The organism is Mesorhizobium sp. CCNWLY176 (genome assembly GCF_037153935.1).
Lineage (GTDB): Bacteria > Pseudomonadota > Alphaproteobacteria > Rhizobiales > Rhizobiaceae > Mesorhizobium_M > Mesorhizobium_M zhangyense.
This window is the reverse complement of record NZ_JBBBDZ010000001.1, coordinates 646248-658669: the sequence shown is the minus strand read 5'-3', so window position 1 is coordinate 658669 and position 12422 is coordinate 646248. Positions and strand designations below refer to the sequence as shown.

Sequence of the window (12422 nt, the reverse complement as noted above, 5' to 3'; positions counted from 1 at the left end):
CCACATGGCGCAATCGGACACAAGGTCCCGATCTCGTTGATTAATCCCGATGGCGCCACCAGCCCGCCATCGGGATATAGCCGGGAAACTCCACCTTCCGGCGGTCCAAAGAATGGTATCGGATCAAAACGGCCGAGGCTCTAATCGCCGCTGGATGAAAGTTCAGTGGCAGGTCAGTATGGTCATTGATCTCTACGGAACCACTCCGGTATTCCTGTTGGCCGCAGTCATATTAATGGCCCTAGGCTTTATCCTCCTGTGGTTCATGCCTGCGGAATTGAAAACGGATAATCGGTGTAAGCCGCGCTGACTGTGACGATACTGCCTCACATTCTTGGCTCGATCTGATAGTGCAGACCAACGACCTCAACCGGTGTGGAGTCATGCTGAGATGCGACTTGCGGTCGGTTCAAGCTAGCCGGCATGCCTCATCTGGGCGAGCAGTTTCTTTCGAAAGACCTCCGCTGGCGTTCGGTAGCCGAGGCATTTGCGCGGCGTCGCATTCAGCCGATTGCAGATCTCGATCAGGTCGGCATCGGTTACAGATAATGGATCGACCTCTCTCGAAAGCCATTTCCGCACCCGGCCGTTGGTGTTTTCGACGGTGCCTTTCTGCCAGGGAGACTGCGGGTCGCAGAACCACGTTTGGGTGCCTATGCTTGCCTGAAGGTACGGCCAGTCGGTGAACTCCGTGCCACGGTCGAATGTGATCGAACGGCGGGCGAGGTGGGGGAGAGCCTGCAGCGCCTGTATGACGCCATCCATCACGGGCCGGGACTGGCGATCATTGTTGCGCAGGAAGATGGCGAAGCGACTGACCCGTTCGACCAGCGATGTGACGTTGGCCTTGCCAAACTTCTTGCGGAACTGAATTAGGTCGCATTCCCAGTGTCCGAACTGCTTACGGTCGGCAACGACGTCCGGGCGGTGCAGGATGTTCAGTTCCGGGCTGAAGCGCCGGCCATGTCTGCGCCTTGCATGCCGGGGGCGGCGCCTGGCCCGATGCTCCGGCAGATGCTGCCACAGCTTGATGGCTTGGCCATCGGCCGAATATGCAAACTTGTAGATCGTCTCGTGGCTGACCGATATCGGATGACGCTCCAGGCGCATACGACCGGCGATCTGCTGTGGTGACCAGCCGTGCATGATCCGGTCGACAACGGACTGCCGGACGTGTGAGAAACGCGCCAGCTTGCGCAGCTTGGCGCGGCGCTCGCAAGCCATGCCGTGGGCCGTCACGCAATAGTAGCCTTTGAGATCCGGAACGACCTTGTCGACGAACATATTGCGCTTGATCTCGCGAAAGATCGTCGAGCGATGCCGTCCAAGCTTTTCTGCGATGATCTCGATGCTCAGGCCGGCCATCCGCCAGCGAGCAATCTTACGACGTTCATCCAGGCCGATATGGGAGTAGGTGCGTCTCATTGCATCTTCCTTGCGTATGATAACTCATTGGTATCATTCGCAAGTCGCGCTTCATCCTTGAACCCACCCGGCTACAGGCAGAAGTCAGATAATAAACATTATGGAACTAAATATGAGTGGTGCAGCGGGTACGCGCCAGACTTAAGGGCGGAACTCTGCTGAGATAGGTCAGTTATGAGAACAGAACCCACGGGCCGCGTGGTGTGATCAATCGCTTCGTACCTGTCGCTTGCTCCACTGGAGGGCAGCGCGTTGAAAATACGCGCTAAACAATTCCAGTCATTCGTAGCACTCCTTCAAACCTGACGTTCGCTACGGATGCTGGCGACCTTGAGCCGACTGTCGGCCGCCCGGATTCGCTTAGTCTCAGATATGAACGAGGCAGGCGTGGGCAGCAAGCCTTTGGGGCTCGACCTTGGGCGAGGTAGGATTTGCCAGCTCTTCCCAGCACATAGGTTATCTCTGTTCGGCCCGCGCCGCGTGCAACGTTGCGCCGCGATGTTGACGATGAGTTGGCCTTCGACGCAAACCTTGTTTGTGCGCCCTTCTCCGGAGCCCAGTGCCGTGCATACGGCACGCCCTAGTTCGACTTGCCGAGAGCTTTCAGGATAAAGCGAATCTGCTCGCGCAGGGTTGCTTCGGTGTCTTCGTCGTGTTGAACGCAGTGTTCGATCAGAATCGGATGGAAGAACGGCATGAACGCGGTCTTGACCGCACGCGCCGCTTCTGCCGGATCTCCGACCTTGAGTTCGCCCGCGTCGATGCCTTCGCGGATGATCGCCTCGAAGATCGTCACCATCCACTCGATATGCGTCTTGATGATCGTCCGGTTCTTCTGCAAGGCGGCGACGATCATGTCGTGCATGTGCCTTTCCTTGATCAGTTTCGTCTTGTTGTGCCGGTGAATAGCGGTCAGGAGCCAGTCGATTTTCTGCGAGGCTGTTGCGTTCGTGCGAGCGATCGCAGAGGCAATGTCAGCGACCTCATTCACGATCCGCTCGCAGATGGACTCGTTAATAGCATCCCTGGAGGGGAAGAAGCGGTAGACGTTCGCCGGGCTCATGCCTAGCTCGGAGGCGATGTCGGCCACCGACGTCTTATGGTAGCCGATCCGGCGAAAGTGCTCCTCCGCCACCTCCAGGATGCGTGCGCGTGTCTCGTCGGGATCAGTCGGCGTTCGGACCGGACGATTCATGATGTCTCCAGAACTGATGATTTGGATCTGCCGGGCTTGCCTTGAACGATCATCTGCAAGCGGTGAACCGTCTTCTCCGACAAAAAGCCCCTTATTCGGCTGCCATTGCTGCTCGCGGTTCCGGCTCCTCGGTCGAGACTTCATGGGTCTGATCCGCAGTCGGCTTGATCCGGAACCACGCGGCATAGAGCGCGGGAAGGAAGAGCAGGATCAGCACCGTGCCGACCGCCGTGCCGCCGATCAGCGTGTAGGCCATCGATCCCCAGAAGACGGAGTGCGTGAGGGGGATGAAGGCGAGCACTGCGGCAAGTGCGGTCAGGATCACTGGTCGCGTGCGTTGCACCGTGGCCTCGATGACGGCGTGGTAGGGGTCGAGACCGCCGGCACGGTTCTCCTTGATCTGTTCGGTCAGGATCAGCGTGTTGCGCATCAGGATGCCGGCCAGCCCGATCAAGCCCAGGATAGCGTTGAATCCGAAGGGCTGGTTGAAGGCGAGCAATGTCGGCACGGCACCGACAAGCCCAAGCGGCGCCGTCAGCAGCACCATGGCCATCATTGAGAAGGATCGAACCTGGAGCATGACGACGATCAGCGTGACGGCGATCATGAGCGGGAAGACCTTGCCCAAGGCCGCGTTGGCCTTGCCCGCCTCCTCGATCGAACCGCCGAGCTCGATGCGATAGCCGGCCGGAAGCGAGGCGATCAGAGGCTGGAGGGCCGTCATGACCTGCTTGGAGACCTCGGGAGGTTGGGTCGCCTCATTGATGTCCGAGCGGATCGTGACGACGGGTGTACGGTCGCGGCGCTTCAGGATCGGCTCCTCCAGACGGATTTCGGAATGACCGATCTGATCGAGCGGGATTTGGCGGCCGTCACGGCTCATCAGCGAGAAATCCGCCAGGCGCGTCGGATCCAGCCGCTCAGCTCCGGCGCTGCGCGCCACGATGGGAACATTGCGGATGTCCTCGCGAACCTGTGTGACGGGGACGCCGGTGAGGAGGAATTGGAGCTGCTGGCCTACCTCCGCCGAAGACAGTCCGAGGAGACTCAGCCGATCCTGATCCGGGACGAAACGAAGCACGGGGGTGCGACTACCCCAATCGCGATTGGCCTGCCGCACGTCCGGGACGCCCCGCATGATTTCGAGGGCTTTTTCAGAAATGTTGTAGAGTTGCGCGGGATCAGGTCCCAAGATCCGGAATTCAACCGGGAACGGCGTGTAAGGGCCGAATACGAGCTGGGTGACGCGGACATAGGCCTCGGGTGCAAGCCCCTGTGCGATCGCCTCCCGGAGCCGGTGCTTCAGCACCTCGCGCGCCTCGGCGTCAGGGGTCAGCACGACGATCTTGGCGAAGGCCGGGTCGGGCAGCTCCGGCGCCATCGCGAAGAAGAAGCGCGGAGCTCCCTGACCTACATAGCTCGTGACAAGCTTGGCCTCGGGCTGGCTGTCCAGCCAATGTTCGAGCTTCTCAACGGCAGCGGTCGTAGTCTCAATGCTGGTGCCTTCCGGCAGGCGAATTTCCACCAGCACTTCTGGCCGGTCTGATGTTGGGAAGAACTGCTGTTTCACGGCGCCCATGCCGACGCCTGAGAGTACGAAAGCGATGCCCACGACAGCACAAGTGACGAACTTGTGACGCACAGCAAAGGCGATGAGTCGCCGCAGACGCTGATAGTTCGGCGTGCCGTAGATCGCGTGATGACCACCCGGTATCGGTTTGATCGCGGGTAGCATCTTGACACCGAGATAGGGTGTGAAAACCACCGCGACGATCCAGGAGACGATCAGGGCGAACCCCACGACCCAGAAGATGTTGCCGGCGTATTCACCGGCCGTCGAGCGCGCAAAACCCACCGGCAGGAAGCCGGCGATCGTTATGAGCGTGCCCGACAGCATGGGTGCTGCGGTGTGGCTCCACGCATAGGCCGCTGCCTTGATGCGGTCCATGCCCTCTTCCATCTTCACCACCATCACCTCTATGGCAATGATGGCGTCGTCCACCAGAAGACCGAGCGCCAGGATGAGGGCGCCCAGCGTGATCCGGTCGAAGAACCGGCCGGTCTCCAGCATGATGAGGAACACGACGGCAAGCGTCAGGGGGACGGCAGCCGCCACGACGATGCCGACGCGCCAGCCCATGCTGATCAGGCTGATCAGCAGCACGACGCCGAGCGCCATCGCAAACTTCAACATGAACTCGTCAACCGCCGAGGTGATGTTGACAGCCTGATCAGACACCTTGTCGAGCGTCATGCCGAGCGGCAGTGTTTGTGCGATCGCGGCAGTCTTGTCCTCCAGTGCCTTGCCGAGCGCGCGACCATCCCAGCCCGCCTGCATAACAGCCGCGAGCATGATGGTCGGCTCGCCCTGACGCCGGATGAGGTATGTCGGAGGGTCTTCGTAGCCGCGGCGGACTTCGGCGATATCGGAGAGCTTCAGCGTGCGCCCAGCAGCGACAATCGGCGTGTCGGCGATCGCCTGAACGCTGTCATAAGCGCCATCGACCCTAATGAAGACCCGCGGGCCCTGGGTGTCGATCGAACCCGCCGGCGTGACGGTGTTCTGCCGCTGCAAGGCGGCGACGATGTCTTGTGCCGACACGCCGAGAGTTGCCAGTTTGGCATAAGAGAACTCGACAAAAATCTGTTCGGGACGCTCACCGAGGATATTGATCTTCTTGACGCCGGGCACATGCAGGAGGTCTTGACGGATCACCTCGGCCTGCCTCGCCAGTTCACGCATCGGCATGCCCCCGGCCTTGAGTGCATAGAGGGCGAAGCTCACATCCGAATATTCGTCGTTGACGAAGGGGCCGTAGACGCCGGACGGCAGGTTGCGGGCTTCATCCCCGAGCTTCTTGCGGGCCTGATAGAATTCCTCCTGCACGAGGCCTGGCGGCGTGCTGTCCTTCAGCGTGACCGTCATAAACGCATAACCCGGCCGCGTGGTCGTCTCGACCCGATCGTACCAGGTCAGTTCCTGAAGGCGCTTTTCCAGCGGTTCGGCGACAAGGTCCTGCATCTCGCGTGCCGTCGCACCCGGCCAAGCCGTCGTGACCGTCAGGGTCTTGATGGTGAAGTTGGGATCCTCCGCCCGCCCGAGCATGACGAATGCGTAGGCCCCGGCTGCCACCAGCAGGAGGATGAAGAACAAGGTGACGGCGCGTTCACGAACGGCAATCGCGGAAAGATTGAAGCTCATCAGTTGCTCCTGCTTTCAGAAGCAGTCCTGACTCTAGCGCCCTCCTGCAGGAGATGAGCGCCGAGCGAAACAATGGGATCCCCGGAGTTCAGTCCGGAGACAACAGCGGTTTCGCTGGTTACACGCACAAGCTTTATCGGCTTAAATTTCACCGTCGAAGTGGCGCTATCCAAGATCCAGACGCCAGTCTTCTGGCCGTCGTCCAGCACGGCTGCGAGGGGGACTTCCACCTCAGGCTGGCTCGCCTGATTGACCAATCGAATGGTGACCGTCGCGCCAAGGGGTGCGCCCGCGGCCTCACCCTCGAGAACATAACGTGCCTCATACGTACGGGTCTGGGCATCGGCAGAGTCCGACAACTGCCGCAGATGTGCCGTATAACGATGCTCATCGCCACCATACACACTGGCCTCGGCCACCGAGCCAATTGACGGCCTGATCGTTTCGGGGAGCGCGACCACCGCTTCGCGGGGCCCGGCCTTGGCGATCCGGACCACTGGCTGGCCTGCGGAGACGACCTGCCCCGGCTCACCGAGCGTTTCGACCACTGTTCCATCCGCGTCTGCCAACAGGACTGCGTAGGCTGCCTCGTTCTCGGCGACCCGTGCCTCGGCCTCGGCGGCGGCGAGTTGCGCCTGGGCCGTATCGACCGCGGCCTTCGCCTGCTCGTAACGCTGTCGGGGGACCCATCCATCTTTGAGCAAACTGGCGTACCGCCGTTCATCCGGTTCCGTCTGAACGACCATTGCACGTGCTACGGCAACGGCGTTGCGCTTCGCCGTAAGCGAGAGGCGAAGGTCGGTATCGTCGATCCGCATCAACGGCTGACCGGCTTTGACCTGCTGACCGACATTTACAAGCCGTTCCACGATCTTTCCCGGTACGCGAAAGCCGAGATTGCTCTGCACCCTCGCGCCAATGATACCGGTGAATGCGCGGTCGGATCCGGTCACCCGCGCGGCTGTCGCCAATCTTACGATCGGCGGTTCCTGTCTCGGGTCACTCACGGCCGCCGCTTTCCGCGTGGGAATGGCAAGTATGGCGAATGCCGCCACCCCCAATCCCAGGATCAGGACACTCCCCAGCACAATAGCGGGTCTCTTTTTCACGCTCGTCGCCTCATCTCAAAATAGATTTCGTTCCGCCGCGGCACAGTCCTGAGCCCGGAACACGCGGCCAAGTGCGGTCTGCACGTCGGGTCAGTTCGTTGGCGCGTCGGCTCGCAGATGCTCGGTCGAGACCGTCACCTTCTCGCCGGACCTTGAGAACGCGTATAGCGAGTCCTGATAGCCCGGCATGGAAAAGGCCACGGAGTCGCCGTCGGCGAGACCCATGACGACGCGCTGCGGATAGCCCCCGTTCTTCGGTGCGGCGGTGGCGGTAACCTCCAGCAGGTCGCCGTTTACCGGGACGTAGTAGACGACCATGTCGAGGTTTCCTTCATGCAAGCTGCCGGCCTCGATCGGGCGGTCGATGGTCGCTTCCTCGGCAAACGCCGGGGTCGCAAGAAACAGTGTGGTCAGGAGCGTTGCGCTCAGGGTTCTGCGGGTCATCTCGTATCTCCTTTTTTAGATTACGTTCGAACTCTATATATGACATAGATTACGAATGCAATCTAAAATTTTGAAATATGACGATGCGTGCGTGACTCGCGTTCAGGCCGCTGAAACCGCAAAACCGTGAATCGCTGGTGCCGAAATACGAATTTGCCGAGCCGAGGCACGGGCGACCCGCCAGCCAGCGATGGCTACGGATAGCGCACCCGCGGTCAACGTGGTGGTCGGACGGCGTTTCTGCTAGCTGACAATTTGTTCGGCGACGGCTTCTTCGAGGCCTGCTGCCGCTTGGGCGGCAAGACCGCGGGCTGCTGCTTGAGAATCTTGAAATTCCTCGAGCGCATGGACCCTGCCCCACCGCAAGGTGAAAACGTGGAGACCACGATTGACGTACGAAGTGCCGTTCAGCAGCGTTCCGGCGCCGTCCCACTCGGCAAACACGGTGGTATGCCACGGCCAGCCCTTCACCCAGATGTGGTTGACCGTGATCTGGAGATTGGGCAGCACGCGGCCGAGGCGCTCAAACCAGCGCCGCGCGGCTTCTTTGTCGTGGCGCTCACCACCAAGCGCGTGGACGCCGGAAACGCGGTGACGGACATGCGGAACGAGTGCTTTCACCGCCGCATCCACGCGATGATTGTTGATGTCGTCGAAGCTCTGGCGGATCGATTTCTCGACAAAATAGCTATATATCATTTCTCTCTCCTCCAAACTTGTTCGATGGCGTGATCGAGAGCACCGTGTGGCGCTCCGTTCGAGTGTTTTTTTGGCGTTGCTCGCCGCCGTTGGGAAACCCTGGCGTATGCCTCACCCGGTGAAACCCGTGGTTTCTGTCTGGCAGTCGGAGCCCAGTTCACCACGTCGGATCAGAACGCTGGGTGGCAACAAGCACCGTTGCTGAAAGCGATGCGCGAGGGTTCTGCGGATCATCTCGTATCTCTTCTTGATAGATTGCGTTCGAACTCTATATCTGATAGATGTCGAGCGCAAGCTAATTAAGGAGATTGATGATGCGCGTAAGTCGCAGCCAGGCAGCGGAAAACCGCGAAACCGTTATCAACGTGGCAAGCCGCCTTTTTCGGGAGCATGGATTTGACGGCATCGGCGTGAAGGACCTGATGGAGGGTGCCGGGCTAACCCAAGGCGCATTTTACAAGCAGTTCGCATCCAAGGACGATTTGACGGTGCAGGCCTCCCGGCGGGCGTTGGAGAGCGCCATCCTGCGATGGTCCGCCACTGCCGAAGCCAATCCGCAGGACCCGCTTGGCGCAGTGGTCGCGTTCTACCTCAGTATGGACCATCGTGGGGAAAGGATGGACGGCTGCCCGGTTGTTGCGCTCGGCTCGGATGCTGCCAGACAGGGCGCCGACGTGAAGGCTTCATTCGAAGCCGGGATCCGGGAATACCTCGAGCTGCTCGGGAGCTGGATTGGCGAGGCCGACGGCGAGGAACCCGGTGGCAAGGCCATGGCCATTCTCTCGACGATGGTCGGTGCGGTGCTTCTTTCGCGCGTCGTCAAAGACGATCGGCTGTCGAAGCGGTTCCTGCAAGCGGCCGCCGAGAGCGTGCTGACGGGGGCTCCTGCTGGCGATGCAACGCTAGCTCCGCGCCAACCCTGATGTCCGAGCTTTCAATTGCAAGCCCCGCGCCGCCCGAGCGCCGCCTGACCGGCGAAACCTTATTCCTGCTCGCGGGTCTGGCAGCGCTCGGCGCGCTCGCCACCAACATCATCCTCCCTGCCTTTCCGCGGATTGGCACCGACCTCGGCGTTTCTTCGCAGGAACTTGGCCTGACATTGAGTAGCTTCTTCGTAGCGTTTGCGTTCGGGCAGCTTCTCGTCGGCCCACTTTCCGACCGCTTCGGCCGCAAATGGCTGGTACTGGGCGGCCTTGCAGTCTTTGCCGCAGGCAGCGTCCTTTGTGCCTTCGCCGACAGCTTGTCCTTCCTGGTCCTCGGCCGTGTCATCCAGGCGCTCGGGGCTTGCGCCGCCTCTGTCCTGTCGCGCGCCATCGCACGTGACCTGTTCGATGGCGAGGCGCTCGCACGGGCTCTGGCGCTGACAATGATTGCCGGGGCGGCTGCGCCGGGGTTTTCGCCTCTGCTCGGAAGTGCGCTTGACGGCCTGTTCGGCTGGCGGATCACCTTCCTTATCGTTGCGGTATTTGGCGCTGTAATCGCGCTGCATTATTCCAGGCGCGTCGGCGAAACGCATCCGGCGGACCGCAGAACCCCCCTGGCGCTTTCATCGGTGGCATCCACCTATGGCCGCTTGGCCGCCGATCCTCGCTTTTTGCTGCCCGCGCTTGCGGTGAGCCTCGTCATCGGCGGGCTTTACAGTTTCTTTGCGGCTGCCCCCGGCGTGCTGATGAGCGAACTGGGCCTTACCGCCTTCGAACTTGGACTATCCTTCGCAACGACGGTTCTGATCGTCGTCGCGGCGGGATTTCTCGCGCCGCGGCTGGCTCATCGCTGGGGTCAGCGCATTATCGGCATGGCCGGCATCTTCATCGCTCTCGCTGGCAGCCTCTTCATGTTCGCGTTCGCCGCAGAACCTACCTTCGTGACCTTCACCATTGCCATCGCGCTGTATTTGCTCGGCATGGGATTGATCAATCCGCTCGGCACTGCGATCGCGCTCCATCCTTTTGGACAGCAAGCCGGGCTGGCATCCGCGTTGCTCGGTTTTCTTCAGATGGGCTGTGCGACCATCGGCGCGTCGTTAGCAAGCGTTCTGCCTCTTCAGCCGTCTGCTTCCCTTGCGGTCGTCCTGACTACGGCTTCGGCACTTGCCCTTCTTGTCTTTCTCCCTGTCGCAATGCGCCACCCCAAAGCGGAGGCAGTAGTGTGAAAGATATCAGCGCGGCGCGCCGTATCGGCAGAAGTGGAGCAAGCGGCGGCGATCGCAACCGAGTGTCCACAGAATCACGCCGCTTGCGGGCGGGGCTGGTTACGTACTCAAATTGATAGGATAATGATGCGACGGATTGTTGTTACGGGCATGGGAGCGGTGACGCCCCTCGCCGCTGATGTTGAAGCGTCCTGGACGCGTCTCCTGGCCGGCCGTTCGGGTATCCGCAGGCTTCCGGACGACGTCGTGGGAGATCTGCCGGCGAAGATCGGCGGCATAGTTCCCTCGCTGGAGCAAGACTCGGAAGCCGGCTTCGATCCGGATGCCGTTCTGCCGCGGAAGGACCAGCGTAAGGTGGACCGGTTTATTCTCTTTGCGCTGGCGGCGGCAGAAGAGGCGCTCACGCAGGCGAACTGGAAGCCGGCCTCGGAAGCGGATCGTTTGCGGACGGCCACGATCATAGCCTCGGGCATCGGAGGCTTCCCCGCCATCACCGAGGCGGTGCGCACGGTCGATCAGCGCGGAGCCAGGCGTCTTTCGCCGTTCACGGTGCCATCCTTCCTGGTGAATCTCGCGGCCGGCCACATCTCGATCCGCCATGGCTTCAAGGGGCCGCTAGGCGCGCCGGTGACTGCGTGCGCGGCTGGCATCCAGGCGATCGGCGATGCGGCTCGTCTCATCCGTGCCAATGAAGCCGATATCGCTGTGTGCGGCGGCACCGAAGCATGCATGAATATCGTCAGTCTCGGTGGCTTTGCCGCTGCCCGGTCCCTTTCCACCGGCTTCAACTGGGCGCCGGCTCAAGCTTCGCGTCCCTTCGATGCGGCGCGAGACGGTTTCGTCATGGGCGAAGGAGCCGGCATGCTGATCATCGAGGAATTGAGCCATGCGCTGGCGCGCGGCGCAACGCCGCTAGCCGAGCTCGTCGGCTACGGGACGACCGCGGATGCTTATCACGTCACCTCCGGTCCCGAGGACGGCAACGGCGCGCGGCGAGCCATGGAGATCGCGATTGCCCAGGCAGGAATTTCGCCGCGCGAGGTTCGCCACCTCAATGCGCACGCGACCTCCACGCCGGTCGGCGACCTGGGGGAGATCGAAGCGATCAAGAGCGTATTCGGGCGCGATTTTGCAATAGCTGTCAGCGCAACGAAATCGGCCACCGGCCACCTGCTCGGCGCTGCCGGCGGGCTTGGCGCCATCTTCGCGATCCTCGCGCTCCGGGACCAGGTGGCGCCGCCTACGCTCAATCTGAACGCCCCCGATCCGGCCGGCGACGGGATCGACTTCATCGCAAAAGAAGCCCGGCCGATGGCGATGGACTACGCGATCTCTAATGGCTTCGGCTTCGGAGGAGTCAACGCCAGCGTGCTGTTCAGACGCTGGACGGACAAGTTGGCGGCGTGATCATTGGGGAGCCCGGCGACCGAACCCTTGCCTCTGATATCTCCTGTTTTCCAAATCCACCGGCCCTACGGTCGGCGCGTTCGTGCTGCCGTGACGCGATGTCAGTGTAGCCGCAGGCCGTGCTTTTCCAGTAGTTCCCAACCAGAAATAGTCAGTTCTCCAGGCCTTCGAGAAGCGTGAGGAGGGCGGCGTCCAGCGGATCGGGCCCCACCTTTTCAATCAGGAGCAAGCTCTCGATGGTCAGCATGGTGGCGCCATGCATTTGTGCCCAACAGGTTGCCGCCTGGCCCCGCACGTCACGCTTGCGCAGCACTCCCGCAGTCTGGCCCCGCACCAGTAATTCGGTTATTACGCCAAACACAGCGAGCGCTCTTTCGCTCAAATGCACGTCCACTGCCTTACCGGCCTCCGCGCTGAACATGAGCCGGTAGAGGCCCGGATTTGCCGTTCCAAATCGGACATAGGCCCGCCCGACGGCGAAAAATTCGTCCCGCAAGGAATTCGACTTTTTTGGCTTCACCGTCGTCAGCGCCTTATGCAGGCTGTCAAATCCCAGCAGCGCCATTTCGGCAAGCAGGGCGGCCTTATCAGGAAAGTGCTTGTAGGGAGCGGCATGGCTGACGCCGGCGCGGCGGGCAACCTCCCTTAAGGTGAACTGCCAGCCCTTATCCTCGTGCAGCATTGCCATGGCGGTTTCGATGATCGTGCGCCTCAGGTCGCCATGGTGATAGGGGCGGCTGGTCGGGTTCGGCATCTTTCCTCACGAAGTTGTCATTGAAAACATATGTT

General features: G+C 61.2%; 10 protein-coding genes. 3 read left to right on the top strand and 7 right to left on the bottom strand.

What is annotated here, in order from left to right; translation table 11 throughout:
- Nucleotides 1-414: 414 nt before the first annotated feature.
- From WBQ96_RS02945 to WBQ96_RS02920, 6 genes are all read right to left on the bottom strand, one after another.
- Complete coding sequence (locus tag WBQ96_RS02945) at nucleotides 415-1425, bottom strand: IS30 family transposase (RefSeq protein ID WP_336546598.1); 1011 nt, start codon at nucleotides 1423-1425, stop codon at nucleotides 415-417.
- Nucleotides 1426-2005: 580 nt separating this feature from the next.
- On the bottom strand, nucleotides 2006-2620 hold the full coding sequence (locus tag WBQ96_RS02940; RefSeq protein ID WP_336546600.1) for a TetR/AcrR family transcriptional regulator: 615 nt from the start codon (nucleotides 2618-2620) through the stop codon (nucleotides 2006-2008).
- A 91-nt stretch (nucleotides 2621-2711) separates the two neighbouring features.
- Entirely contained in the window at nucleotides 2712-5822 is a 3111-nt protein-coding gene (locus tag WBQ96_RS02935) for an efflux RND transporter permease subunit (RefSeq protein WP_336546602.1), read from the bottom strand.
- Nucleotides 5822-6931, bottom strand: a complete 1110-nt coding sequence (locus WBQ96_RS02930; RefSeq protein WP_165121009.1) for an efflux RND transporter periplasmic adaptor subunit — start codon at nucleotides 6929-6931, stop codon at nucleotides 5822-5824. Before WBQ96_RS02930 ends, WBQ96_RS02935 begins: the two co-directional genes overlap by 1 nt.
- Before the next feature lie 90 nt (nucleotides 6932-7021).
- A complete protein-coding gene (locus tag WBQ96_RS02925; protein WP_165121010.1) occupies nucleotides 7022-7375 on the bottom strand; it encodes a hypothetical protein in 354 nt (117 codons plus the stop codon).
- Nucleotides 7376-7618: 243 nt separating this feature from the next.
- Entirely contained in the window at nucleotides 7619-8074 is a 456-nt protein-coding gene (locus tag WBQ96_RS02920; protein ID WP_336546607.1) for a nuclear transport factor 2 family protein, read from the bottom strand.
- Between the two features lie 314 nt (nucleotides 8075-8388).
- Between WBQ96_RS02920 and WBQ96_RS02915 the strand changes: the two genes are divergently transcribed.
- The 3 genes from WBQ96_RS02915 to fabF all read left to right on the top strand — a co-directional run bounded on the left by WBQ96_RS02915 (nucleotide 8389) and on the right by fabF (nucleotide 11633).
- Complete coding sequence (locus tag WBQ96_RS02915; RefSeq protein ID WP_165121031.1) at nucleotides 8389-8997, top strand: TetR/AcrR family transcriptional regulator; 609 nt, start codon at nucleotides 8389-8391, stop codon at nucleotides 8995-8997.
- Nucleotides 8997-10226, top strand: coding sequence for a multidrug effflux MFS transporter (locus WBQ96_RS02910; RefSeq protein ID WP_336546609.1), 1230 nt, complete (start codon nucleotides 8997-8999; stop codon nucleotides 10224-10226). The genes WBQ96_RS02915 and WBQ96_RS02910 overlap by 1 nt, the downstream gene beginning before the upstream one ends.
- A gap of 126 nt (nucleotides 10227-10352) precedes the next feature.
- The gene (gene fabF / locus WBQ96_RS02905) at nucleotides 10353-11633 is read left to right on the top strand and encodes a beta-ketoacyl-ACP synthase II (protein WP_336547230.1); all 1281 of its coding nucleotides are present in this window, start codon (nucleotides 10353-10355) and stop codon (nucleotides 11631-11633) included.
- Between the two features lie 151 nt (nucleotides 11634-11784).
- Here fabF and WBQ96_RS02900 read toward each other — a convergent pair whose 3' ends face one another.
- The gene (locus WBQ96_RS02900; protein ID WP_165121013.1) at nucleotides 11785-12387 is read right to left on the bottom strand and encodes a TetR/AcrR family transcriptional regulator; all 603 of its coding nucleotides are present in this window, start codon (nucleotides 12385-12387) and stop codon (nucleotides 11785-11787) included.
- Nucleotides 12388-12422: the final 35 nt, after the last annotated feature.